Source organism: Chryseobacterium formosum, from assembly GCF_026460885.1.
In the GTDB taxonomy this organism is placed as follows: Bacteria; Bacteroidota; Bacteroidia; order Flavobacteriales; family Weeksellaceae; genus Chryseobacterium; species Chryseobacterium formosus.
Window position 1 is genome coordinate 253,581 of the sequence record NZ_JAOVZW010000008.1, and the last position, 23,940, is coordinate 277,520.

Below are 23,940 nucleotides of genomic sequence, written 5' to 3' on the forward strand. Positions count from 1 at the left end.
AATTTCTTAAAAAAATAAACGATTCTACAATTGTAGAATAAAAACAAAATTTCTATATTTACAAAAATTCTGTTTTTTTATGCTTAAAAATTTCTTACTTGCGCTGTTTTCAGTTTTTATTTTTGTCTCGTGTCAGACAAAAAAAATGAATCAATACATGAAAATTGATTCTAAAACTCAAAAACGCCATGGGAAATGGAAGGAAGAATATTCTTCAGATCAAGGAGCTTTGATTGCAGTCGGAAAGTATAAAAAAGGTGAAAAAGTAGGCGTTTGGAAAACTACTTTCCAGGATAAATTGTATCAAAAAGATAAAATCAGAAAAACGGTTACTAAAACAAAATTATACTTCCCAAACGGTAATGTGATGGAAAGAGGGCAATCTAAATTGGATATTTCCGAGTCTCAAAGACATTGGTATTATTTCGGTGATTGGAAATATTATGATGAAAACGGAAAACTCAAGTACATTAAAAAATACGCTGATGGAAAGAAAGTTGACAGTATTTCTTTTGCTAAATAATTATTTTAAGAGATATGAATTATTTTGCTGCGGAACAGAGAATTTTTTTATTTTTAGCAGGTTAATCGGTTGAAAATTTTCTATGAAAAAAACATTACTCCTATTTTTTGTTTGTATTTTATCAAGTCAAATTTTTGCGCAGTCTGATGATTATAAATCAATAATTACTGTAAGTTCTTTCGCTCCGTTTCGTGACCAACGATACAATGTGGGCTATATGCGAAAAATTTCGGAAAGATGGTGGATTGGTGCAGAAGTGGGTTATGGTTCTGAAGGAATTACACCTTTTAACCACAATGATTTTAAAGGAAAGTTCAATATGCTTGAAATTCGACCAGAAGTCTTTTACAGTTTAAATCCGGACTCAAGGTTAAAACATTTAATTTCCGCAGAAGTTTTTTACCTAAATCATAAAGGTGATAATGTCAATGGAAATTATTATGATGAAAATAATAACTATTATTCATTCTCTTCAGCAGATTATAAAAGAACTAAAGCGGGAGTAAACATCAATTACAGCATCATGCTTCACAAAGAATCTTCGTGGTTTGGCTTTATGCCGAAAATAGGATTCGGAATCAGACAGAGTGATATTTCTTACAGCAATGTAGTGAATCGGGAAGAAAGATATGAGCCGACTGATGGATTGCCATTTCAATTTTTGCTGAATAAGGAAGGTTCTAAACTTGGTTTTAATTTCAATATTGATATCAAACTTATTTTCAAATTTTAAATAGATTTAAGATTCTATTATTTTAAAACCATTTCTAAAGATTAAAACCTGTTTTTTTCTGAAATAAACTATCTTTGCACACAAATTTTTACGATGCTTTATACCATCATCAAGGCGTTGCACATTATTTTTATGGTCAGTTATTTTGCGGGAATTTTTTATCTCGTAAGAATTTTCGTGTATTATAAAGATACCGATGCTTTTTCAGATGAAAAAAAGTTGATTCTGAGAGAACAATATATCTTTATGGCTCGAAGATTATGGAATATCATCACCGTTCCTGCCGGAATAATTATGGCTGTTTGCGGCTTAGTAATGATATTTCTGAATACCGGTTTAATGAAAATGGCATGGTTTCATTTAAAACTGACTTTCCTGATTGGATTGGCGATTTACCATTATTGGTGTTGGAAAAAAGTGAAACATTTAACCCAACTCAACGGAAATACTTTAGAAACTGCCAATTTAAAACTGCGACAGGCAAACGAAATTGCCACATTTATTTTATTTTTGGTGGTATTTACTGTTATCTTAAAATCTCAGGTCATTGAATATTGGTGGCAATTAATTACAGGATTTTTCGTTTTGGTATTTCTGATTATGATGACGGTAAAATTTGTAAATAAGAATAAGAAAAACTAATGATTGGTTGATAGTTGTTGGTTTATGGTTGATAGAAAGAATCTAACAACTAACAACAATCAACTAACAACATTTTACAATAAAACTATGATTGCAATATTTAAAAAAGAACTTTGGAGTTATTTCGGGAACTGGAGCGCATGGATTATCATTGCGGCATTCAGTCTGATAATGACTTTGTTTCTGTTTTTTTTCGAGAATGATTCTAATATTTTCGATATCGGATTGGCTTCTTTACAGAGCTATTTCGTTTTGGTACCTTGGTTACTGATGTTTGTTATTCCGGCTTTGTCGATGAAAACATTTGCGGAAGAACAACAAACGGGAACTTTAAACTGGTTGTTTTCTCAACCTCTGAAAGTTTCAGATTTGGTTGCAGGGAAATTTCTTTCGGTTTGGGTTGTTGGAATTTTATGTCTGATTCCTTCGCTGATTTATTTCTACACAATTTACGTTTTGGGAGTTCCGGAAGGAAATATTGATATGGGAATGACTTTCGGAAGTTATTTTGGATTAATTATTCTGATTGCTGCATTTTCAGGTGTTGGAATTTTAGCATCTTCGCTTTCTCAGAATCAGATTATGGCTTATTTGTTAGGCGTTTTCATGTGTTTCATCATGTATTTCGGGATTGAACAATTGGCAAGTTATAAATTGTTGGGCGGCGCAGATTTTATTTTACAGAATATAGGTTTTTATCAGCATTTCTTGGGCTTTACAAGAGGGCTTATCGATTTTAAAGATGTTGCCTATTTCGTTTTCATCATTGGTCTTACGTTAACATTGTCTAATCATTTTATCAATAAAAAGAAGTAAAAACATGAAGAAGATTAACTTAAAATCTCCATTTGCCATTTTATTGATTGGAACTTTTGTTATTGCATTGGTTCTTGCGTTTTCGGGCATCAGATTAGATTTAACAAAAGAAAAAAGATACACGCTTTCAGACAGTACCATCAAAGTTTTAGAATCGGTTAAAAAACCTTTGACAGTTGATGTTTACCTTGAAGGAGACTTTCCGGCAAGTTTTAAACAGCTTCAGAGTGAAACTAAATTTATGCTCGAAGAATTCAGAAAAATCAATCCGAAAATTGATTTTAAATTCATCGATCCCATGAAAACCAAAATGTCCCAGGATACTTTGATGGCGATGGGAATGCAACCTTCGGTTCTTCCTGATTTTAAAGACGGAAAAGTTACCCAGATTTATTTATTTCCTTACGCGGTCGTAAAATACAATGGTGGAGGAATTTCTATTCCATTGGTTGTACAGCAGTCGAATATTAACGCAGATGAGCAGTTAAGAAAATCTATTGAAAATTTAGAATATAATTTGGTTTCAAATATTAAAGCTGTTGCTACGAATAAGAGAAAAAAAGTCGGAATTCTGGTAAATCAGGATGAATTGAGTCCGACGGAATTTGAAAGCTTCATGAGATTGGCTACAGAAAGTTACGACGCAGGTCCGATTGTTCCAAAAAATAATGTGGAAATTACTCAGGCAGATTTACCATTATTGAAACAAATGAGCGCTTTGGTCATTGCAAAACCAAGAAAAGCTTTTACAGACAAAGAAAAAGTAATTCTTGACCAATACATCATGAACGGTGGAAAAACGCTTTGGATGATTGATGCAGTTAACGCTGAAATGGATACTTTAACGAAGTCCAAGAAAGTAATGCCTTTCCCGGTTGATATCAACATGACGGATTTCTTTTTTAATTATGGTTTAAGAATCAATCCGGCTTTGGTAAAAGATGTGAAAAAATATGCTCTTTTAAAGCTTGTAACTGGTGAAGTAGGAGGGAATGCACAATACACAAGTCTTCCGTGGCCTTATTTTCCTTTGGGAATTGCAGAGCATGATCATCCAATTACAAAAAATATCAATCCTGTAAAATTTGAGTTTCCTACATCTATCGATACTCTAGGTGGCAGAAAATTTAAAACCAATGTTTTATTTGAGTCAAGTGAAAGAACTTTATTAAAGCAGGTTCCGAATTATGTTGAGCTGAAAGAAATTGCAAGTGTAGACAGCCTCGGACAAATGGAAAGACCAAGTACACCAAAGATTTTTGCTGTTGCTTTGGAGGGGAAATTTAATTCTGCTTATGCTTCGAGAATTGAAAGAAAATCTTATCCGGGATTTAAAGCTTCAAGTCCTGAAAACAAAATGATTGTGATTGCAGACGGTGACGTCGGAAGAAATAAAGTAATTAAAGGACAGGCTTTACCTTTGGGAGTTGATATGTTGACAGAGGAACAATTTGGTAACGAACAATTCTTAAGAAATGCTTTAGATTATCTTCTCGACGACAGTAATCTGATGGAATTGAGAAACAGAAACATCGAAGAACGTCTTCTTGACCGTAAAAGAATCACCGATGAAAGAACAAACTGGCAATACCTGAACTTGTTGCTTCCTTTAGCAATCATAGGACTTTTAGGAGGATTGTTTTTCTGGTTAAGAAAAAAGAAATTTGGATAGAATATAGAAAAAGAGAAACTGTGAGGTTTCTCTTTTTTGTTTGAAATACTATTCATACAACTTTTATTTAGAAGTTGTTTTTTTTGATTATGATTTAAATTCAATCAATTTTCTGAATTTAATTAAAGCATATTGTAATTCATCTTGCTCAGCTCCATATTCTTTTATTTCTCCATCTTTTTCAAATTCCGAGATATTAAATCCGTCTTCGATATCATTGTAATAAAGTACAAAGTTTTTATATTTTGCTACTACCCAAAATCCGCCGCCTTCATCTCCATATTCACGTTCATTCCATTTGGTGGGAGTGAATTTTATATAATTCCAAAATTTTAGGTTTTCTGAAGTCATTTCCTTTTCTCCTTTTAAAATTTCTGAAGACAGTTCTTGTAATGTAATCGGTTCCCATATCATATTTTTATTTTTGAAAAGAATTTTGATAAACTATAGAAAGGATTTTTTTCAAGGCAATTAAATCTTTGCTATTTTCTGATGTTTTTAATTTTGAAGAATTATATGATACATATCCAGAAATTATCATTCCCTTCTTTTTAATAATTAATGTATTTATCTTATTATGCTGTAATTTCATACAGGTTTCACCATAAAAATTGTTTTTGATAAAGGCTAAATTTTTAGTGAGTTCAAGAATATCTTCTTTTTTTATGTTAAGATAATGTACATTAGTAATATTCTTATTGTAACCAAAAATTTGATCACCGTTTACATTAAAAACAGCTAGTGAGCCTTTAGAATTATCGCCTCTTTCAAATAAAATGATTTCAAATTCATTTTGAGATTGATCATTATTTTCAGTTAATATTTTTTTGTAATCATCTACAACAATATTTTGATACACTTTTTTGAATTCTTGAAAATCTGTAGTTTGTCCATCATAACACTCATTTATATTATTGTTCTTTAATTGACCATTTAAATTAATGAAAACTAAAAGCCCTAAAAGAAATCGTTTCATTGTATTCGACTTAATTGAAAATCTACATTAAAAATCAGCTTCATAACCATGCCCATTCTTTCCATAAAAAATCAGCCATTTTGCTAATGAAAAAAGGATATGCAATTTACTTTCGATAGTGTCTTCATCAGTTTCAGGTGGAAATCTTTGAATTTTTAAATATCCTAAGTTATTTTGTTGAGCTATTTCGTCTGCTATTTTCATCAATCTGTTTCCGTAATCTAATGCTTCGTCTGCTGTTTTAGTCATCCAAGCTTCATTCACCAGTTCTTCACCAATTAAATCTTCACAATCCTGCAAAAACTGCCCTCGGAATACATTTTCATCCTTTCCCATAGAGATGTAAACAGGTACACCATCTTGTTCTTTGGCTAATTCAATCACATAAAAGCCGTCATATTCATTTAAGAATTCCTCAAGTGGCGGTTTTTCCTCTAATTCATTGTATTTGTTTTGTATCCAGTTATTTGCTTCCTGATTTTGCCCTACTTTGGGAGCCTTAATGGTTTCGTAAGATTCAATTTGATTAGAAAACCATTCGTCTAGTAATTCTTCTTTTGTAGGATACTTTTTTCCCTTTAGCTTATCATACATTGAAGGTTGCGGAATATTGTCTGTTGACAACATTTGAAATATTTCTAAAAATCTTTCTTCAAACCCGGCTTTTGGCTTGCCCATTGGTCGCATATCTAGTCCCATAATATTTTTTTGGTGTTAATTTTAGAATGAATGAAAAGCTTGATATTTAATCCATTCATTCAAATATAAAAAAAATCCGTTTAAAATCACTTATCGTAGAAAAATCATATTAAGTTTTTTCTACGATTAATATTGAGTTTTTTGTTTGATTAAATGTTATATAAGCAATCTTTTTAAACTGATAAATCATCTATTTCCAAAACTTTTTTATAATTTTAGTCTTTTCTTATCCTATGTTAATCGTTAAGCCTTCAAATTTTCGGAGGTTTGCAGAGTCAAAACAATAAAATAAAAGTTTTGAGGTTTATTAAGACAACAATCAAAAATAATATTAAATACTTTAAAAAATGAAGAAAATTGGCGTAATCGCTTTGGCAAGTTTAGGTTTACTTCTTGCATCTTGTGGTGATAAAAAAGAAGCAGCAACTGCAGGTCAGGAACAAAATGTAGCTGAAAAGAAAGGTGATGTTTTCACTGTTGATGCAGCAGCTTCTAAAGTAAACTGGAAAGCTTTCCACAAAGGAGGTTTTGCTCCACGTTGGGGAACTTTGGCGGTTTCTACAGGAGAATTATCTGTTGCGGATAATCAATTGGCATCTGGAGAATTTGTGATTGACATGAAGTCTCTAAAAGTAGATCCGGCTTCTGTAACTGAAAAAGACAAAAAATACACAGATCTTGAAGGTCACCTTAAAAATGCTGACTTCTTTGATGTTGAAAAACACCCAACTGCTGATTTCAAAATCACTAAAGTGGAAGATCTTGCAACTCCAGGAGCAGACGCTATTGCCGGAGCAAACAAAACAGTAAGCGGAAACCTTACGCTTCTTGGAAAAACAATGAACGTTTCTTTCCCTGCAAAAGTTGACATCGTAGAAAAGTCTGCAACTTTAAAGGCTCAATTCACTGTAAACCGTGCTGATTGGGGAATTAAATTCGGAACTGACGAAACTGATCCAGCTGAATGGATGATCAGCAAAGATATCGAAATCGCTATCGATGTAAAAGCTGACCAAAAATAATCTGAAACAGTCATAAATATCAAGACATCTGTAGAAATGCAGATGTCTTTTTGGTTTTTGATTTAAATTTTCGTCAATTCGAGTGTTTTTCAGTATCGGAGAGAAGGAAAAATGTATTGAGAATTTTTTTGCTAAATGGTTCTAATTCTCGATACAAATTCTTTCAGAATTTTACTCGAATTGACGAAATTTAGGTTCTAAATGAACTAGATAAATTGTTGTTCTTTCATCCATTTCCTCAACCTTAATCTTGCATTTGTATAAGGTGAAGAAGTATTAAGCTGAATCATCCTTCCTAAAGTATATTTTTCATACCAACTTATTCGGTAAAGTTCATCATTTGATTTTGAATCAATCAATAGTAAAATATTTTCAACCGTTGAATCAAGTTTTAACTTTAACTTATTGAAATCTTCATTTTCGTAGTCTTGATAAAATTTTTGAGCAAGTTTTCCAAGTTCGTTCCATTTGAATCCTGTTTCCGGAAAATCTACGTTTTCGTTATTATCTTTTTTTGAATTCCATGTTAAAACCAATTCGCCCCAACCAATTAAGTAAGAAATAAGATTTTTTGGTGACATCAGAGTTCCTTTTAAATGACCTTCCAAAGTTTTTAAATCTGATAATTCTTCTGTAATTAAATCAATTTCTGCCTTTAGTTTTTTGTAATTCAATTCTATTGCAGAAATCAGTTCTTCTTTATTTGACGGAATTGCCATTGTTTTAAAATTTAAAATGTTTCAGCCGTTCAAAATTATTTTTTTCAAAAATATTGGTAATTGCGCCGTTTTCTAAAGTTACAATTTTGTTACAAGTATAAAAAAAGAGAAACCCGGAAGTTTCTCTTATTTATTATTAGAATTTAAAAATTACCAAGGGCTGATTCCGATTTCATCTTCAATATCATTGCTGAAAAATTGTCCTGTTGGAGCATTTTCATCAGTTAAAGTATGTTTAATAATGAATGAAACTGCACTTTCTACAGAACCGGGACCACTGTGATGATTAAAATCTGTTGCTGTATAACCTGGGTCTATAACATTTACTTTAAAAGGCAATTCTCTCAATTCGTAAGCTAAAACGATGGTGTAAGCATTCAAAGCTGATTTTGACGGACCATAAGCTGCTGCTTTTACGTGATAATATTTCCAATTTGGATCACTATGTAAAGTTAATGAGCCTAATCCTGAAGTAATATTACTTATTCTAGGGCTATCAGATTTTTTAAGCAAATCTAAAAATGCCTGCGTCACACTGATTACTCCAAAGAAATTGGTGTTAAAAACCTCCTGAATATCTTGAATAGAAGCTTCTGTAGCAGTTTGTGGATTTACACCTAAAATTCCGGCATTATTAATCAGAATATCCAGTTTTCCGTGTTCGTTTTCGACAATGTTTTTTGCTTTTAAAATAGAGTCAGGATTCGTCACATCAATTTCTATAGCTTTGATATTTTGAAATCCTTTTTCGTTTAATTCTTTTACGACTTCTTCGCCTTTTGAAAGATTTCTGCTTCCTAAATAAACGAATAAACCTTTTTCTGAAAGTTGTTTTGCGGTTTCCAAGCCAATACTTCTGTTGGCTCCTGTTATTAATACTGTTTGCATTTTGTATGTTTTAATTAATGGTGTAAAATTCCGTCAATAAAACAGCGTGGCATTTGCCATTTGGCAAAAAGAGAAATTAATTTTAGTTGATTAGATTTAAAATAAAATGATTTATAAAGTAATATTCTTTCTGATCCTGCTTAAGGAAGATTGCGTTACTCCCAAATAAGAAGCTACATAAGAAAGCGGAATTCTGTTAACAGCCGTCGGATAAATTTCAAGAAACTTTAAATAACGTGTTGTTGCATCTTCCGATACAAGCGGACTTCTTCTTTCCACTTTTTGCATTAAAGCTCGGGAAATGATTTTATGTACAATGGCATCAAACCCAACGATAGTTTGCAAAAGTTCGAGCCAGTCTTTTCTTTCGAAAACTATCATTTTACAATCTGTGACTGCCTGAACATAAGCGCTCGAGCAGATTTGATTATCAAAACTTTCTAAATCTACAACCAAATTATTTTCTTCAATGAAATATTTTGTAATCTCCTCACTTTGATTGTTATAATAGCAAACCCTAAGAATTCCATCAACCACAAAGCCAACTTGTTTTGCTATTTTTCCGGCTTCTGAAAAATATTCTTCTTTGGAAAGATTGATTTCAATGGCTTTGCTTGAGATAAAATCGATTTGCTGCTGGTTGAGGTTTCCAAATTTTAAGATAAAATCAAATAATTCTTTCATGAATGCAATTTAGCTAAAGAAATTTTCACGGCATTTGTCATTTGGTAAAAAATACAAAGAGAAACCCGAAAGTCTCTCTTTATAAAATTAATTTTCTAAAACAGGAATCAGATGTTCCCAATTGAGCTGTTTGGCGTAATCTAAAGCTGTTTTTCCGTTGTTGGTTTTTAAATTTTTATCAGCTCCGGCTTCAAGCAAGACTTCTACCGAGCTTAGATTTCCTGCAATTGTTTCTCTGTGAAGAAGCGTAAAGCCGTTTTCATCAATATTGGTGAGTTCTGCGGGATAATCATTTAGAAATTTCACAAAATCTTCTTTCATATTTTTGCTCATCGGATGTTCAATGAGGTTTTCAGGCTTTTCTTTTTGTTCATTGACAACTTCAATCTCATTAAAATCTCCAAAATCGAGTTGCCACGCTTCATCATGATCTTTTCTTTCAGATTCTGACATATCTGCACGCATTTTTTGAATGGTAAATCCGCCATACGCTTTTGGAATTGGCTCTGAAGATGAAGAAAATAATTTCGAAAGTCCTTTTGTTTTTTTCTGCATAGGAGTGATGGCAAAAAGCCAGTCACTGATTTCATTTAGAGGTATTTCAAAATAATCTCCGGGTTGTATTGTGGTCAAATCATTGGGCTCGTTGATGAGATATCCGCTTACAGTGTCACCATCAAAGTAGATATCATTCATCCACATGTGTTCAACGATTTGTTCTCCATCGGGAGTTTTTTCAGAAAAAGAAGCTTTTACACAGGCAAGATTTAATCCGGGAATAATTCTTCTTTGCTCCCACGAAAGCTCTCTCCAGAAATATTTAAAGGTTTCCTGTGCTTTTTTGTACGCTTTAATCATTTTAGGATCTTTTCCGTCCGTGAAAATAAATGAGTTATTTTCCATTTTATTTTAAAAATTTTGTGATTTTATTTTAAGTCAATATCATAATGTATTCTGCTGAAAAGCTTGATGAATAAGTAGATGTTGATGTTTTTGGTATCACTAAAATAAGGAAAATATTTAAACAATGGTTTAAATTGCGTTATGTTTATTGAAATTTAACGATTATAAATTTTCCAGATCTTTCAGAAGATTTTCGGGATTGTATTGATAATCTTTTGGCAGTTGTGATCCATAAAGAAAATGCTCAAAATATAACGGAGGCAAACCTACAGACTTTCTTCTTTTATCAAGATTTTTTATGTCATAATAGGTTGTGTTGTGGTTTATATTTCCTAAAGTTTGTAAGGTGTAAAGAGATCCTTTATTTGTTTTATTTGTAAAATCATTCATAGAACTGTCAAATTCATCAAAGTCAACAAAAAAATCTTTACTAACATTATCTTTTTTAATTTCGTTCTCTAAATAAGGTTTAAAAAAATCCCAAACAAATTTTTGATCATCTGTATACCCTCGATGATGCCACAATAGCATCCATGCACGAGATTCCCAACCATATTTTTTGGTAAGTTCCATTAGTTTAATAATATTCATGGAATCTGTTTCTTTAGATAATTTGCCAAAAACTTTATCTTCCTTTCTTATGAGTTGATCTGTGGCAATAAGTTCATGAATTTCCATGTATGCCGCTGGATTTTTAAGCTCTCTGTAATATTGATTTTCCAAATCATCATATTGAGCCAAAACTTCCTTCATTTCTTTGAAATTTTTATATGTCTGAAGACTTTCAAAATCTTTTAAAAAATCTAAAGGAGCTAATTGTTTGGTAATACTTTGGGTAAGTAATTCTTTGGCAGTTTTATTATCTTTCAATTTAAAAGCTATCGATGATGCTTCTAAATATGCATCACTAATCGGAACTTTAGGATTAATTTTAATTGCTTCCAAGTAGTGGTCTAAAGCTTTTTGATCATTTTTCTGATGAGCATAATATTCTGCTAAGTAGATTTGCTTTTGTGATTTGAAAACATTTTGAGCAGATGCTAAAGGAAATACTAATAGAACAAATAATAAGGCAATTTTTTTCATAAGTGTGTTTTGTTTTAAAAGTACTAAAGTTTTCTTTTATTAACATATTTTGGACAAAAAATAAACTTCAGTTATATGTGATTTTTCAAAGTTTCTTATAAATTAATATCTTAGTAATAAACAATTGATCTTTCTGTAAGCAAAAATTTACCATCCACTTTATCAGTTCGTTCAATCCAATTGTTGTTTTTATCAAACTTGGTATATGTAAATGAAGATTTTATTATATAGAGAGTGTCATTTGCGTAAGAATTATCTGTAGTCTTAATTATGTTTTCACGATTATCATACTCCAAATATTTTTCGTAAAGTATTTTATTATCATTACTAAAAACTTTTAAGCTTGTTTGATGTCCTTTTTTATTAATTGTATTGAAAGCTTTCTTTACTAATTTATTATCAATGTAACAGTCAATTTCTCCACCATAAAAATCTAAAAGATATTTTTTTATTACCCAGTTTTCTGTAGTTTTTTCTCCAATATTATCTATGGTAGAACTAACAACTTTCTCATTATTATATTTAGGAGTTGATTTAAATTTTAATACGTCGTTTTCATCATAAATATTATAAATTAATTCATTACCAGTCGGTGAAAACTCGAATTGATGATATAAGCCTTCTTGTTTTTTTGTATTATCTATTGAATCAATTTTAAATGATTTAATAGTAATTTCTTTTACTTTACCATTTAAGTTATGTGAAGTCCAACCTGTAAATTTATCGTTTAAACTATCTTTTTTTAACTGACAATTTAAAGCTAAAAAACAACTGAATAATAATATTAAAGAGATTTTCATTTATATATTGATTAACTTAATTTAAACATCCTTTATAAAATCCTCAAACTCATTATAAAACCTTTCAAACCCATCCATTTTTTCAACAAAGAATTCAAAAGCTTCTCGCCAAGTATTTTTATTAAAAACAGAAATACCTTCTTTTTCTACCCAAATTCTGCTGATGACTTTACCATTTTCTAAAGTATAAAATTCTTCCTTGTAAAAATCTCCAATGTAGTCTTTCAACATATCTTCAAGCGACCAGATTTTATTGTAATAAGCATCTCTGAAAACTTCATCTTTCATTTCAATATCCAACGAAACTTCAGCTTTTTTCTTATCTGCATAAAATTTAAATGAAAAATCCTTGACTTTTGTATCATACAAAATCCATTTTCTTGGGAAAGACTTTCCGAAAGCCGTCCAAAACTCCTTTTTTAATTGTTGCGCTTCTTCTTTACTGAACATGGGACAAATTTAAGTAAAAAGAGTCAAGTAAAAAGGTAAAAGAAACAAGTGAAAAGTATATGAGAGAGCAGAGAATAACGATCTTGATTTTTTTAAGCTCTTTAAAAAAAACTTTTTCCTATTTTTGCTGTAATGCTGTCAAAAAAATCTCAATATGCTTTTAAAGCGCTTTCATATCTTGTAGAAAAGAGAAATGAAGGCCCAATACTTATTTCGGAAATTGCAGAAAACAAGAAAATTCCTTTGAAGTTTCTTGAAAACATCCTCCTTGAACTCAAAAAAGCCGATATATTAGACAGCAAAAAAGGAAAAGGTGGAGGCTATTTATTTAAAGAAAATCCTCAAAACGTGACATTAGCAAAGATTATCCGTCTTGTAAACGGTCCAATTGCGATGCTTCCGTGCGTAAGTCTTAATTTTTATGAAAAATGTGCAGATTGCAACGAAGATCACTGCAGCTTACACGATGTTTTGATAGAAGTGAGAGATGCTTCATTGAAAATTTTGGAGGAAAAAACACTGTTAGATCTAATTGATTAAATCAGTTTAAATTTTAATTTTACAAGTCTACTTATTTGGTAGGATAATATTTTTGTTGGATATTTGCTGGTATCAAACAGAAAAAATGTTTTCACAAGAAGATATAAATACTTTACAACAGCTTACTTTAGAAGACGGATTACAATTTATTTCGTCAAAATTTTCGGAAGGAGTTGTTTTCTCAACTTCGCTTGGTCAGGAAGATCAGGTTATTACTGACGCTATTTTTAAGAATAATTTAACGGTAAAAGTTTTCACTTTAGATACGGGGAGACTTTTTTACGAGCATTACGATTTGCTTTCAAAAAACAATTCTCGGTACAAGAAAAAAACAGAAGTTTATTTTCCTGAATCTTTAGATGTTGAAAAATACGTTGTTGAAAAAGGAATCAACGCTTTTTATCATTCCGTTGAAAACAGGAAAGAATGTTGCTACATCAGAAAAGTAAAACCTTTAAATCGGGCGCTCGAAAATGCTAAAGTCTGGATTACCGGACTTCGAGCCGAACAGTCTGAAAATCGAGAAAATATGCCGATTTTAGAGTGGGATGAGGAGAGAAATTTATACAAATACAACCCTTTAATCAATTGGACTTATCAGGATGTTTTAAATTATTTAGAACAAAATAAAGTTCAGGAACTGTCTCTTCATAAAAAAGGTTTTATCAGTGTAGGTTGTCAACCTTGTACAAGAGCTATTGAAGAAGGCGAAAATCCGCGAGCCGGACGTTGGTGGTGGGAAACTTCACAAAAAGAATGCGGTCTGCATTCAAACTAATTCACATTTAATTCTTTCAAATAATAATGAGTGACTATACATTAAATTATCTCGAACAGTTAGAGGCCGAAAGCATTTATATTATGCGTGAAATTGCGGCTCAGTTTGAAAAACCTGCATTGCTTTTCAGTGGTGGAAAAGATTCGATTACATTGGTTCATTTGGCTAAAAAAGCGTTTGCTCCGATGAAAATTCCTTTTCCATTTGTACATATTGATACGGGACATAATTTTCCGGAAGCATTGCAGTTTAGAGATTATTTTGCCGAAAGTTTAGGTGCGGGATTAATCGTAAGAAAGGTTGAAGATACGATTAAAGCTAAAAATTTAACCGAGCCAAAAGGAAAATTTGCTTCAAGAAACTGGCTTCAAACGCATACTTTATTAGATACAATTGAAGAATTTCAATTTGATGCCTGTATTGGCGGAGCGAGAAGAGATGAGGAAAAAGCAAGAGCAAAAGAAAGATTTTTCTCTGTTCGTGACGAGTTCGGACAATGGGATCCAAAGTTACAGCGTCCGGAATTGTGGAATATTTACAACGGAAGAATTAATAAAGGTGAAAACGTGAGAGTTTTCCCAATATCAAACTGGACTGAACTTGATGTATGGAATTATATTAAAAAGGAAAATATTCAGTTGCCATCTATTTATTTTGCTCATGATCGTGATGTAATTGAATATGACGGACAATTAATTGCGGTTTCAGATTTTATCCAAATTGATGAAAATGATACGATTGTTAATAAAAAAGTACGTTACAGAACCGTTGGAGATATGACTTGCACTGCCGCCGTTGAAAGCTCTGCTGAAACTTTGGATGATGTATTAGGTGAAATCACTGCTTCCCGAATTTCCGAACGTGGCGAAACTAGAATCGACGACAAAGCAACAGAAGCCGCAATGGAAGACAGAAAAAAAGGAGGATATTTTTAATATAAATGATGAGCGATAATTGATCAATGATCATTCATCAATTATCATTAATAAATAAACTTATGGACATACTAAGATTTATCACCGCAGGAAGTGTAGATGATGGCAAAAGTACGTTGATCGGAAGACTTCTCTACGACAGCAAAAATATACTGATTGACCAGCTTGAAGCATTGGAAAAACAGTCCAAAAATAAAAACGAAAACGGAATTGATCTCGCCATTCTCACCGACGGTCTAAGAGCCGAAAGAGAGCAGGGAATCACGATTGACGTTGCTTACCGGTATTTTTCAACACCGAAAAGGAAATTTATTATTGCCGATGCGCCGGGACATATTCAGTACACCAGAAATATGATTACTGGGGCGTCAAACTCGCAATTGATTGTAATCTTGATTGACGCAAGACAAGGCGTAATTGAACAGACAAGAAGACATTCGATTATCGCTTCGTTATTAAAAATGAAAAATGTTGTTGTTGCCATCAATAAAATGGATTTGGTAGATTATTCCGAAGAAATTTATAATGACATCAAAGCACAATACGATTTAGTAGCAAAAAAACTGAAGCTTGAAAACGTTAATTATTTTCCAATTTCGGCTTTTCACGGAGATAATATTGTTTCAAAATCTGAAAAAACAGATTGGTATAAAGGCGAACCTCTTTTAGATTTCCTTGAAAATGTTGAAATTAATGAAATTCAAGCCAATGAAAATCCGAGATTTCAGGTGCAATATGTGATTCGTCCACAAACCGATGAACTGCATGATTACAGAGGTTATGCAGGAGAAGTGATTTCAGGAATTTATCGAAAAGGAGATGAAATTACCGTTCTTCCGCAAAATATTCAGACTAAAATTTCTAAAATTGAAACAGGAGGAAAAGAAACCGATTATGTGTTTACCAATCAACCTGCGGTAATTCATGTTGAAGACGATATCGATATCAGTCGTGGAGATTTTTTAGTGAAAACAAATCAGCAGCCTAAAGTTGAAAATGAATTTGAAGCCGTAGTTTGCTGGCTTGATAAAAAGGAATTGAACGAGGGCAACAAATATTTTATTCAGCATAAAAGCAAAACTTTGAAAGCTATTATCAAAGAAATCGAATATAAAATTGATGTGAATACGCTTGAACAAACTCCGATTACAGAAAGTATCAAGTTGAATGAAGTCGTTAAATTAAGGTTGAAAACCGTATCGCCTTTGGTTTTTGATAGTTTTGAAGACAGCAAATCAACCGGAAATGCGATTCTGATTGATGAAACTAGCAATTCTACAGTGGGAGCTGTGATGATTTTGTGATTCATACTAATTCAAACATGTAATAATATGGTAATTACTCCGAAAATCCAGCTCAGAATTAATTTGCTTTTGGCAACAATTGCAGTTTTAGTTATTGCATTTTTTTCACTTTACAGTTTAGGATATTTGGATGAATTACAAATTATCTTAGCTAAAGACAATCACATTTTTTATTGGATGCTTTTGGTAGGAGTTTTTGCCGAAATTGTAGCAGGCTCAATGGGAATGGGATATGGTGTAATTTGTACGACGACACTTTTATTTCTTGGAATTCCGCCGCATGCGGTAAGTGCAAGTATTCATTCTGCAGAAAGTTTTACGACTGCGGCTGGAAGTATCAGTCATATTAAACTGAAGAATGTCAGCAAAAGTTTGGTTAAAAAATTAGCCATTCCTGCAATTATTGGAGCCATTATCGGAGCTATTTCTTTGACTTATTTAGGCGAGTATTATTCAAAAATTACAAAAACTGTCATTTCTTTTTATACTTTATATCTCGGTTTTAAAATTTTCTTAAATGCATTTAAACCAAAACAGAATAAGTCTTTAAAAAAGAAAACTAACTTAACAAGACTCGGCGTTATAGGTGGATTTATAGATTCTTTTGCAGGTGGAGGATGGGGACCGTTGGTTACCGGAACTTTAATTAAAAATTCTTTTACTCCGAGATTTGCAGTAGGAAGTTCTACTGTTGCAAAATTTATTTTAACAATCACCGCAGCGGTAACGTTCTTTTTTACTTTAGGAATTCAGCATTGGAATATCATTTTGGGACTTTTAATTGGTGGAATTATCACCGCACCATTTTCTGCAATGCTAACTGCAAAACTTCCCGTGAAAAATATGTTTTTAATTATCGGAACTTTAGTTATCGTGATGAGTTCGATTACGATTTTTAAATCATTATTTTAGATTTTTTTTGTGAAAAATTTAGCAGAATAAGAATTCAATTAAAATCAAAAATAATTTACATTTACAGCCTAAAAATAATACATGAATTTACATATTGTTGCTCTGTTCAGATTTAAAGAGAACCATCTGATGGAAGCGGTGGAATTATTTCAAACATTGGTAAGAGAAACCAGAAAAGAAGCTGGATGTCTGCAATACGAACTTATAGAAGACAACGAAAATAAAGGAACTTTTTTCCTTGTCGAATTGTGGGAAAGCGTAGAACATCACAATGCTCACAACGGAACCGATCATCTTTTTGAATTCAGAAAAAATGCCTCTAAAATTTCAGAAGAATCGGCACAGGTTTATAAAGGTTTTAAGATTTATTAAATTTGCTAGAAGCTAGAAGCTAGAAGCTAGAAGCTAGAAGCCAAAAAAGTCAAAAGGCAGTTTCATCATTTTGAAACTGCCTTTTTTATTAGAAAAAATAGAAAGTATTAATTTTAGAGTGAATTGTTAATTAGCTTTGCTGTCAATGGTGAATTTTAAAAATTGACAATTGACTATTCACTGCGAAGTAAATTCACATTTTCACATTGCCTTATTTTACAATAAGTTTTTTGGTTTCCGTTTTACCTCCAAAAGAAATTTTCACAATGTAATTTCCTGATGGAAGATGAGATAAGTTCATCTCTTGTTTGTAAAAACCTGTTTGATTGCTTAGTTCTGTATTGTAAACTTTTTTACCTGTAAGATCATAAACTTCAACACTACCTTTATTGTTTGCTTTTTCTTTTACATCATATAAAACCGTTACTTTTTTATCAGCAGTTGTCGGGTTTGGATAAATACCGAAAGTCGCTTTTTTGCTTACTTCTGTAACATCTAATGTTGAGGTAATGTTTTTGTATTTAAAGTACATGTTTCCTGTATTGGCACCTTCATTTGAGATGAAATACATTCTATAATACTCTGAACCTTGTTTGATATAATAAACAACATCACTATAGAATCCTGATGTCGGTTTCCAAGAATGTCCGATTGCAGTAATATTACTTGAAAATGCTGTAGAAGCAGGAAGAGTAGAAGTTGCTGTTGCCTGAGTTTCCGGCTGTACTTTTGCGACACTCACTGTTGGACTTTGTAGAACTCCAGACATTTGATACATCATAATGTTCATATAGAATGTATAATATCTTGTAAACATTAAGTCCCAATTAGCTTTTGGCGGTTCTAAATTCTCAACTTTTGCTCCTGTCGTAAAAGAGAAATAATTAAAATAAGCATCATCGGTACCATTTGCTAAAGTCTTGGTTTGCGTCGCTTCCCAAGTTGATGTAGTTGCATTCCATTTAGAATATTTAAATGTATATCCACCAAAATAATCTTCTATCATGAATTTAATATATTCACCAGTAGAAAGATATTTTAGAACAAAAATAATAGATCCTGTAATATGGTGATTAGATTGGTAAACTCCCCATCCTGAACTTGCAGAACCTTGTTCAAAAGCTCCATTATGAAGAGATGTTGAATTATCTGGATTATATTTGGGAGCTCCCCAAGAAGCAATATTAGCAAGATTAATGTTATCCCAATTTGATGCAGAATTTGAAGCTTCATAAACTTCAATTTTTTTATCATCATTAACTCTAGATCCGAAATCATAAGTTGAATTTCTGTAGAAAGCAATATCCCATGTATTTGCTGGTTGTGAAACCATATTGTTGGCGCTTAAATCAAAGAATACTCTGTTCTGGTATTGGCTTCCCATAGACATATTTACCGTAGTATACCCGTTTGCATCTGTTTGTGCTAATACAGTTTGCTGTATTGAAAGTGCAAAAAGAGAAGCAAAAAATAATTTTGTTTTCATAACCTTATTCCTTATTTAGAATTGTTCTACAAAACTATGTAATTGTTTTTAATAATTCTAAATAAAAACAAGATAAATATCATGTTTTACTAATTTTTTTTCATTAAAATTTATTTACAAATGGTTGTTATTCATTTTGTTAACAAAAAAAGGTTGACTACAATTTGTAGTCAACCTTTTCAGAATATATTTTAAATCAATTATTTCTTGATAAATTTTGAATGAGATACTGTTTTGTTATCATCTTCTGAAGTAAAGATATATACGCCAGTAGCTAAAGAAGAAACATCAAATCTATTATTGTTAACGGCGCCTTGTGCAACTAAATTTCCTGATGCAGAATAAACTTTCACAGATTTCACATTTGATTTACCTACAAACTGAATTTCGTTGTTTGCATTGATAACAAATTGGAAAATATTCGTGTTAGCTTTGATATTTGTAGTTCCTAAGTTTGCTAATACATCATAGACAACATTATCTACATAAGCTGCAGAATGTGTTGCTGCTCCAGTAAATTTCCATACGATATATTGTTTAGTAGAAGTTGGTACATCTAATACGAATGTTTGAGGAGAAGAGCCCACGGCAATAGTTGTTGGTGCACCTAAAGAAGTAAACGTTGTCATATCTGTCAGATTTGTTACCATACCTGCCTCGATGGTAGAACTACCTGTAGAATTGGCTGACGCTCCTATTGTGAATTGAAGTTTTTTACTTCCGTCTGGAGCAACGATTTTTGGAGCAACTAAATATGACGATGTTCCCGGCGAATTTGCTGCATAAAACTGAGCTGTATTACTTCCATTGTTAGCTGCAATATATACATTAATTGCTGAATTGGCTATAACTTTATTCCAACCATTCTGCGGGAGAGAAGTCGTAGGAGCACCTGGTACAAAAGCGTTAAAGTTTTCGTTGATTGTTCCTACTGCAGGAGCTTCGTAAACAACATCATCAATCAAAGTAGCAGTATGAGCTGCGGTTGGTGTAATTTTGAAAACAATGTATGAAGATGTAGATGCAGTAATATTTACAGAATAAGATTGATTGCTAGTAGCTGTAATAGAGAAAGGATTTCCAACTGCAGTAAATGTCGTCATATCAGCAGGGTTTGAAGCCAATCCAATTTGTATTGTTGATGTACCGGGAGATGGAGCACCAGGAGACGGAGCTACTAAACCTGCAGTAAAAGATAATGTTTTATCTCCAGTTGGAGCTACAATTTGTGGCGTTATAAGGTATGAAGGAGCTGTTCCATTGTTACCTGCATAAGATTGAACTGCCTTATTTGTACCTGTAGTTACAATCATTAAGGGTGCAGGTGGATATGGTTGTGGGTTAGTTGCTATTATTGCAGACCAGTTATTTTGAGGAAAAGTAGCATTTCCTGACGTAAATCCATCGAAATTTTCGTTTATAGTTGCAAGTTGCGCATTTGCAGCAACAGCTGAAAACATCAAAGCTCCTAAAAGTAGTTTTAATTTCATTTTTTTCTATTTTTAATATTTTACAAAATTAAGTAATTGTTTTTAATTATTCTAAATTAAAGAATGACATTTATCTTGTTTTAGAATAATTAATAATTGCAAAGCAAAGAACATATATTATAATAAGCCTGAGTTATCATTATCAAATTTTTGATAATCCTGTCTATCATGCTTAAAATCATGTGGCAAAAATAATTATTTATTTTTAACTATTCTAAATAAAGCACTATATTTGTGGCAAAATTTTGAGTTTATGAAGAAGAAAGTGCTTTCTATTGTGTCTTTATCCGCTATTTTTTGGATCCATGCACAGGAAAAAGATTCTCTAAATCAGAAAAAAATAGAAGAAGTTGTCATTACCGGACAATATATGCAGCAATCAATCAACAAATCAATTTATAAAGTTGAGGTAATTGATGCTCAACAAATCAAAAATATGGCTGTAACTACAGCGGCCGAAGTTCTGAATCAAAACTTAAATATTCAAATCGTACCTGATAGCGGAGATGGAAATTCTCAGGCAAATATCATGGGATTAGGTGGAGCTTATACTAAAATCTTAATTGACAATATTCCTGTTGTAACCGACAGAGGAAGTGGGAATCAAATGGATCTTAGTAAAATCAATGTCAATAATATAGAGCGTATTGAGATTGTAAAAGGAGCAATGGGTGTAGAATATGGAAATAACGCCGTAACAGGAGTTATTAATATTATTACCAAAAAAAATTACGCAAAAAAAATCAATGTTAATCTTTCTCTTCAGGAAGAAACTGTTGGTAAAGATTACGATTGGTTTAAAAAAGGAAACGGAAGACACGTACAGTCTTTAAACTTGGGTTATAAGATTAATAACGAGTGGACTGTAAGTGCAGATATTAATCATAACGATTTCCAAGGATATAAAGGAAAGTATAACGGATATAAGCATTTCAGCGAAGTTAAAAACGGAGAAAGAGGGTATGAATGGCTTCCAAAAGATCAAATAACTGCAAATGCAGCGATAAGATATGCTAAAAACAATACTTCATTGTTTTATAAAATTAATTACCTGAAAGAAAACATCAATTTCTATAATCAAAATACTGAAGATTTTCCATTAGGCGGCGGTAACAGAACGTATATTTCCAACGATAAAGATTATTTTACCAACCGTTGGATTCACCAGTTTAATATTCAAACCCAATTAGGAAGAATCAACTATTTAGGTGATTTTTCTTATCAAACTCAGGAAAGAGAAACTCAGAATTATAGATATGATGTTCCAAACAGAACGGAAATTTCTCGTAATGCTAAAGAAACTTATTATGATTCTAAGGTTTTATACTCAAGAGGTTTATTTAGTAACTTTTTAGACAGTGAAAAATTTAATTTCCAATTAGGTTATGAATTAGACAGAACAAGCGGTTTTGCTAGTGCAGAAACAGTTCCAGGACTTGGTACTCGTGAAAATGTAAACCGGGCCATCTTTAGTTATGCTAATTTTATCTCTGCAGAATGGAAAGTTTCAGATGATTTCTCATTAAGACCGGGATATAGACTGTCTCTAAGTGACAGATTTGATTCTCAATCGAACTATTCATTAACAGCAAGATATTCAACTTCAGAAAAATCTGACTTAAGAGCAGTTTTTGGTTCATCAAATAGATTTCCAACTTACGAAGAACTTTACACTTATGTTGTAGATGCGAATCATAACATTCAAGGAAATGAAAATTTAAATCCTGAAACAGGATATTCGGTAGGATTATTTTGGGATTATAAGACTGCTAATTCGAATAACTGGAAATTTGATGTGAGCTTATCTGCAATGTATTTGGATGTGAAAAACAGAATCGAGAGCGCTATCATTACCGTGAGTCCACGTGTAGAAACTTTTCTGAATATAAATCAGTATAATTCATTGCTATTCGGAGGAGGTTTTACTGCTAAGAAAAATCAGTTTTCATTTAATGCCGGAGTTTCTGTAATGGGTATTTCTCAGGAACTTATTGCGGGAAATATTACTTCACCAAACGATTACAATTTTTATGCAGAAGCTAATTTAGCGGCAAACTACACACTTGCTCCAACCAAAACTTTATTTGCATTATACTATAAATATACAGGAACTAGAAAACAGTTTGTACAAGAGTCTACAGCAGACGTAAGTGCTCCAGCTAATTTTATTTTAGGCGAAGTGGGTGATTTTAGTATGCTAAACTTTACTGTTTCTCAACCTTTCTTTAATAATCATTTTGAAATCAGTGCAGGTGTTAAAAACATCTTTGATGTAAGCAGTATCAGAAATTCTGTACAATCAGGAGGTGCACATAATGCAGCAGATAGTAATCAGAATCTTTTTTATGGCAGAAGTTATTTTGCCAGACTTAATTATAACTTCTAAAATATTAAAAATGAAAAAAATATTAATTGGATTATTGTTTGGGGCTTCTTTGGTTTCTCAGTCTTGTATCAACGATAACGAAGATCCGATTGCTGTTGCTCCAATTGATGGGTCTACAGTAGATATCAGTGTTGGTGGTCCTACACAACCTAATCAGGTTTGGTTTGATCTTAGCGAAAATAAGAGAGTTTTAACAAAAAGAACAGATTGGGAGCTTGCTTTTTATTCAGGAAGTGCTTTCAAGGTGGTTTTGAACTCTTCAATCCAAATGGCAGCAGGAAAAATACCTAATGCAACAAATATTGATGCGGTAACAGAAGCTAGTTTAGCATCTTTAAAAACTCAGGTTGAGGTAGCTAATTTTGATGTTAATAATGAAATTTATATAGACGATGTAAAAGGAAACTTTCCTGGAGGTTATACTGCAATTGGAGAAGTTAAAGCTACTGATTCAGAAAACTCAGTTTATCTTTTAAATATGGGAAAAGATATTTACAATGGCTCTGTTCCTTTAGGCTCTGTGACTTACAGTGGTGACCCAAGAGGATGGATGAAAATACAGATTGTAAGATCTGGAGATGGGTACAAAGTAAAATACGCTAAACTTAGTGAAAGCACTCATAAAGAAATCATCGTAACAAAAAATACAGCATACAACTATAATTTTTTAAGTCTTACCAACGACAAAGAAGTTTTTATTCAGCCTGAAAAAAAGAAATGGGATCTTTGTTTTACAGTATTTACCAATATAATTACAGGAGCTGGAAGTTACGTTTATGCCGATTTTGTAAATAATAATAATGTCGGTGGAGTTGGAGTTTATGAAATGAAAATAGCGGCGCCTGCATCAGGCGTTGAAGCATACAATAATTTTAAAGCTTCCGATATTCAGGAGTCTAAATTTATTTACAATGATCACACAATAATTGGTGCAAACTGGAGAAATCCTGTAGGAACTAATGGTTTAGAAGTTTATAATGACCGTTTTTATATTATTAAAGATGCCGACGGATTTTATTTTAAACTTAGATTTTCGCGACTTACAAAAGCTACAACAGATAGCCAAGGTTTAGCTGGTACAAGAGGTTTTCCAACTTTTGAGTACAAACCTTTATAATTCAAAA

Annotated in this window: 26 protein-coding genes; 14 read left to right on the forward strand and 12 right to left on the reverse strand. The window is 32.1% G+C overall.

Annotated elements, in window-relative coordinates:
• Nucleotides 1–145: 145 nt before the first annotated feature.
• The 5 genes from OF897_RS07435 to gldG all read left to right on the forward strand — a co-directional run bounded on the left by OF897_RS07435 (nt 146) and on the right by gldG (nt 4,386).
• Nucleotides 146–523, forward strand: a complete 378-nt coding sequence (locus OF897_RS07435) for a toxin-antitoxin system YwqK family antitoxin (protein ID WP_267265062.1) — start codon at nt 146–148, stop codon at nt 521–523.
• A gap of 82 nt (nt 524–605) precedes the next feature.
• Complete coding sequence (locus tag OF897_RS07440; protein WP_267265063.1) at nt 606–1,256, forward strand: hypothetical protein; 651 nt, start codon at nt 606–608, stop codon at nt 1,254–1,256.
• A gap of 93 nt (nt 1,257–1,349) precedes the next feature.
• Nucleotides 1,350–1,898, forward strand: coding sequence for a CopD family protein (locus OF897_RS07445; protein ID WP_267265064.1), 549 nt, complete (start codon nt 1,350–1,352; stop codon nt 1,896–1,898).
• An 87-nt stretch (nt 1,899–1,985) separates the two neighbouring features.
• The gene (locus OF897_RS07450) at nt 1,986–2,714 is read left to right on the forward strand and encodes an ABC transporter permease subunit (RefSeq protein WP_267265065.1); all 729 of its coding nucleotides are present in this window, start codon (nt 1,986–1,988) and stop codon (nt 2,712–2,714) included.
• 4 nt (nt 2,715–2,718) lie between these two features.
• On the forward strand, nt 2,719–4,386 hold the full coding sequence (gldG, locus tag OF897_RS07455; protein WP_267265066.1) for a gliding motility-associated ABC transporter substrate-binding protein GldG: 1,668 nt from the start codon (nt 2,719–2,721) through the stop codon (nt 4,384–4,386).
• A gap of 87 nt (nt 4,387–4,473) precedes the next feature.
• On the opposite strand, the gene OF897_RS07460 is transcribed toward gldG, so the two are convergent.
• The 3 genes from OF897_RS07460 to OF897_RS07470 are packed head-to-tail and all read right to left on the reverse strand — an operon-like array spanning nt 4,474 to nt 6,061.
• Complete coding sequence (locus OF897_RS07460) at nt 4,474–4,800, reverse strand: hypothetical protein (RefSeq protein ID WP_267265067.1); 327 nt, start codon at nt 4,798–4,800, stop codon at nt 4,474–4,476.
• A 4-nt stretch (nt 4,801–4,804) separates the two neighbouring features.
• Nucleotides 4,805–5,362 carry a hypothetical protein gene (locus OF897_RS07465; protein WP_267265068.1) on the reverse strand — a complete coding sequence of 186 codons (558 nt, stop codon included), beginning with the start codon at nt 5,360–5,362 and terminating at the stop codon, nt 4,805–4,807.
• A 27-nt stretch (nt 5,363–5,389) separates the two neighbouring features.
• Complete coding sequence (locus OF897_RS07470) at nt 5,390–6,061, reverse strand: hypothetical protein (protein WP_267265069.1); 672 nt, start codon at nt 6,059–6,061, stop codon at nt 5,390–5,392.
• Between the two features lie 347 nt (nt 6,062–6,408).
• Here OF897_RS07470 and OF897_RS07475 point away from each other — a divergent pair, with 347 nt between their 5' ends.
• On the forward strand, nt 6,409–7,083 hold the full coding sequence (locus OF897_RS07475) for a YceI family protein (protein ID WP_267265070.1): 675 nt from the start codon (nt 6,409–6,411) through the stop codon (nt 7,081–7,083).
• A gap of 206 nt (nt 7,084–7,289) precedes the next feature.
• Here the strand turns inward: OF897_RS07475 and OF897_RS07480 are convergent, their stop codons facing one another.
• From OF897_RS07480 to OF897_RS07510, 7 genes are all read right to left on the reverse strand, one after another.
• Nucleotides 7,290–7,802 carry a ClbS/DfsB family four-helix bundle protein gene (locus OF897_RS07480; RefSeq protein ID WP_267265071.1) on the reverse strand — a complete coding sequence of 171 codons (513 nt, stop codon included), beginning with the start codon at nt 7,800–7,802 and terminating at the stop codon, nt 7,290–7,292.
• Between the two features lie 150 nt (nt 7,803–7,952).
• Nucleotides 7,953–8,690, reverse strand: coding sequence for an SDR family oxidoreductase (locus OF897_RS07485; RefSeq protein WP_267265072.1), 738 nt, complete (start codon nt 8,688–8,690; stop codon nt 7,953–7,955).
• A gap of 111 nt (nt 8,691–8,801) precedes the next feature.
• A complete protein-coding gene (locus OF897_RS07490; protein ID WP_267265073.1) occupies nt 8,802–9,374 on the reverse strand; it encodes a Crp/Fnr family transcriptional regulator in 573 nt (190 codons plus the stop codon).
• A gap of 87 nt (nt 9,375–9,461) precedes the next feature.
• Nucleotides 9,462–10,277, reverse strand: coding sequence for a DUF2314 domain-containing protein (locus OF897_RS07495; RefSeq protein WP_267265074.1), 816 nt, complete (start codon nt 10,275–10,277; stop codon nt 9,462–9,464).
• 162 nt (nt 10,278–10,439) lie between these two features.
• The gene (locus OF897_RS07500) at nt 10,440–11,363 is read right to left on the reverse strand and encodes a tetratricopeptide repeat protein (RefSeq protein WP_267265075.1); all 924 of its coding nucleotides are present in this window, start codon (nt 11,361–11,363) and stop codon (nt 10,440–10,442) included.
• A 110-nt stretch (nt 11,364–11,473) separates the two neighbouring features.
• A complete protein-coding gene (locus tag OF897_RS07505) occupies nt 11,474–12,163 on the reverse strand; it encodes a hypothetical protein (protein WP_267265076.1) in 690 nt (229 codons plus the stop codon).
• Between the two features lie 21 nt (nt 12,164–12,184).
• Complete coding sequence (locus tag OF897_RS07510; protein WP_267265077.1) at nt 12,185–12,613, reverse strand: DUF4268 domain-containing protein; 429 nt, start codon at nt 12,611–12,613, stop codon at nt 12,185–12,187.
• Nucleotides 12,614–12,745: 132 nt separating this feature from the next.
• Here OF897_RS07510 and OF897_RS07515 point away from each other — a divergent pair, with 132 nt between their 5' ends.
• The 6 genes from OF897_RS07515 to OF897_RS07540 all read left to right on the forward strand — a co-directional run bounded on the left by OF897_RS07515 (nt 12,746) and on the right by OF897_RS07540 (nt 17,454).
• Entirely contained in the window at nt 12,746–13,153 is a 408-nt protein-coding gene (locus OF897_RS07515; protein ID WP_267265078.1) for an RrF2 family transcriptional regulator, read from the forward strand.
• A gap of 85 nt (nt 13,154–13,238) precedes the next feature.
• Nucleotides 13,239–13,931, forward strand: a complete 693-nt coding sequence (locus OF897_RS07520) for a phosphoadenylyl-sulfate reductase (protein ID WP_267265079.1) — start codon at nt 13,239–13,241, stop codon at nt 13,929–13,931.
• Nucleotides 13,932–13,957: 26 nt separating this feature from the next.
• Nucleotides 13,958–14,866: a sulfate adenylyltransferase subunit CysD gene (gene cysD / locus OF897_RS07525; protein ID WP_267265080.1), complete on the forward strand. Its 909-nt coding sequence runs from the start codon at nt 13,958–13,960 to the stop codon at nt 14,864–14,866.
• A gap of 62 nt (nt 14,867–14,928) precedes the next feature.
• A complete protein-coding gene (locus OF897_RS07530; protein WP_267265081.1) occupies nt 14,929–16,170 on the forward strand; it encodes a sulfate adenylyltransferase subunit 1 in 1,242 nt (413 codons plus the stop codon).
• 27 nt (nt 16,171–16,197) lie between these two features.
• Nucleotides 16,198–17,082: a sulfite exporter TauE/SafE family protein gene (locus tag OF897_RS07535; protein WP_267265082.1), complete on the forward strand. Its 885-nt coding sequence runs from the start codon at nt 16,198–16,200 to the stop codon at nt 17,080–17,082.
• Nucleotides 17,083–17,163: 81 nt separating this feature from the next.
• On the forward strand, nt 17,164–17,454 hold the full coding sequence (locus tag OF897_RS07540) for a putative quinol monooxygenase (RefSeq protein ID WP_267265083.1): 291 nt from the start codon (nt 17,164–17,166) through the stop codon (nt 17,452–17,454).
• A gap of 211 nt (nt 17,455–17,665) precedes the next feature.
• Here OF897_RS07540 and OF897_RS07545 read toward each other — a convergent pair whose 3' ends face one another.
• Together OF897_RS07545 and OF897_RS07550 are read right to left on the reverse strand one after the other, a co-directional pair.
• Nucleotides 17,666–18,940 (reverse strand): T9SS type A sorting domain-containing protein, encoded by a 1,275-nt coding sequence (locus OF897_RS07545; protein WP_267265084.1) that lies wholly within the window; start codon nt 18,938–18,940, stop codon nt 17,666–17,668.
• A 200-nt stretch (nt 18,941–19,140) separates the two neighbouring features.
• The gene (locus OF897_RS07550; protein WP_267265085.1) at nt 19,141–20,430 is read right to left on the reverse strand and encodes a T9SS type A sorting domain-containing protein; all 1,290 of its coding nucleotides are present in this window, start codon (nt 20,428–20,430) and stop codon (nt 19,141–19,143) included.
• A gap of 253 nt (nt 20,431–20,683) precedes the next feature.
• Here OF897_RS07550 and OF897_RS07555 point away from each other — a divergent pair, with 253 nt between their 5' ends.
• Together OF897_RS07555 and OF897_RS07560 are read left to right on the forward strand one after the other, a co-directional pair.
• Nucleotides 20,684–22,816, forward strand: coding sequence for a TonB-dependent receptor plug domain-containing protein (locus tag OF897_RS07555; RefSeq protein WP_267265086.1), 2,133 nt, complete (start codon nt 20,684–20,686; stop codon nt 22,814–22,816).
• A gap of 10 nt (nt 22,817–22,826) precedes the next feature.
• On the forward strand, nt 22,827–23,933 hold the full coding sequence (locus OF897_RS07560; RefSeq protein WP_267265087.1) for an HmuY family protein: 1,107 nt from the start codon (nt 22,827–22,829) through the stop codon (nt 23,931–23,933).
• Nucleotides 23,934–23,940 lie beyond the last annotated feature (7 nt).

Coding starts and splice junctions, on each gene's coding strand:
- OF897_RS07435 (WP_267265062.1), top strand. CDS start 146: ATGAATCAATACATGAAAATTGATTCTAAAACTCAAAAACGCCATGGG.
- OF897_RS07440 (WP_267265063.1), top strand. CDS start 606: ATGAAAAAAACATTACTCCTATTTTTTGTTTGTATTTTATCAAGTCAA.
- OF897_RS07445 (WP_267265064.1), top strand. CDS start 1,350: ATGCTTTATACCATCATCAAGGCGTTGCACATTATTTTTATGGTCAGT.
- OF897_RS07450 (WP_267265065.1), top strand. CDS start 1,986: ATGATTGCAATATTTAAAAAAGAACTTTGGAGTTATTTCGGGAACTGG.
- gldG (WP_267265066.1), top strand. CDS start 2,719: ATGAAGAAGATTAACTTAAAATCTCCATTTGCCATTTTATTGATTGGA.
- OF897_RS07460 (WP_267265067.1), bottom strand. CDS start 4,800: ATGATATGGGAACCGATTACATTACAAGAACTGTCTTCAGAAATTTTA.
- OF897_RS07465 (WP_267265068.1), bottom strand. CDS start 5,362: ATGAAACGATTTCTTTTAGGGCTTTTAGTTTTCATTAATTTAAATGGT.
- OF897_RS07470 (WP_267265069.1), bottom strand. CDS start 6,061: ATGGGACTAGATATGCGACCAATGGGCAAGCCAAAAGCCGGGTTTGAA.
- OF897_RS07475 (WP_267265070.1), top strand. CDS start 6,409: ATGAAGAAAATTGGCGTAATCGCTTTGGCAAGTTTAGGTTTACTTCTT.
- OF897_RS07480 (WP_267265071.1), bottom strand. CDS start 7,802: ATGGCAATTCCGTCAAATAAAGAAGAACTGATTTCTGCAATAGAATTG.
- OF897_RS07485 (WP_267265072.1), bottom strand. CDS start 8,690: ATGCAAACAGTATTAATAACAGGAGCCAACAGAAGTATTGGCTTGGAA.
- OF897_RS07490 (WP_267265073.1), bottom strand. CDS start 9,374: ATGAAAGAATTATTTGATTTTATCTTAAAATTTGGAAACCTCAACCAG.
- OF897_RS07495 (WP_267265074.1), bottom strand. CDS start 10,277: ATGGAAAATAACTCATTTATTTTCACGGACGGAAAAGATCCTAAAATG.
- OF897_RS07500 (WP_267265075.1), bottom strand. CDS start 11,363: ATGAAAAAAATTGCCTTATTATTTGTTCTATTAGTATTTCCTTTAGCA.
- OF897_RS07505 (WP_267265076.1), bottom strand. CDS start 12,163: ATGAAAATCTCTTTAATATTATTATTCAGTTGTTTTTTAGCTTTAAAT.
- OF897_RS07510 (WP_267265077.1), bottom strand. CDS start 12,613: ATGTTCAGTAAAGAAGAAGCGCAACAATTAAAAAAGGAGTTTTGGACG.
- OF897_RS07515 (WP_267265078.1), top strand. CDS start 12,746: ATGCTGTCAAAAAAATCTCAATATGCTTTTAAAGCGCTTTCATATCTT.
- OF897_RS07520 (WP_267265079.1), top strand. CDS start 13,239: ATGTTTTCACAAGAAGATATAAATACTTTACAACAGCTTACTTTAGAA.
- cysD (WP_267265080.1), top strand. CDS start 13,958: ATGAGTGACTATACATTAAATTATCTCGAACAGTTAGAGGCCGAAAGC.
- OF897_RS07530 (WP_267265081.1), top strand. CDS start 14,929: ATGGACATACTAAGATTTATCACCGCAGGAAGTGTAGATGATGGCAAA.
- OF897_RS07535 (WP_267265082.1), top strand. CDS start 16,198: ATGGTAATTACTCCGAAAATCCAGCTCAGAATTAATTTGCTTTTGGCA.
- OF897_RS07540 (WP_267265083.1), top strand. CDS start 17,164: ATGAATTTACATATTGTTGCTCTGTTCAGATTTAAAGAGAACCATCTG.
- OF897_RS07545 (WP_267265084.1), bottom strand. CDS start 18,940: ATGAAAACAAAATTATTTTTTGCTTCTCTTTTTGCACTTTCAATACAG.
- OF897_RS07550 (WP_267265085.1), bottom strand. CDS start 20,430: ATGAAATTAAAACTACTTTTAGGAGCTTTGATGTTTTCAGCTGTTGCT.
- OF897_RS07555 (WP_267265086.1), top strand. CDS start 20,684: ATGAAGAAGAAAGTGCTTTCTATTGTGTCTTTATCCGCTATTTTTTGG.
- OF897_RS07560 (WP_267265087.1), top strand. CDS start 22,827: ATGAAAAAAATATTAATTGGATTATTGTTTGGGGCTTCTTTGGTTTCT.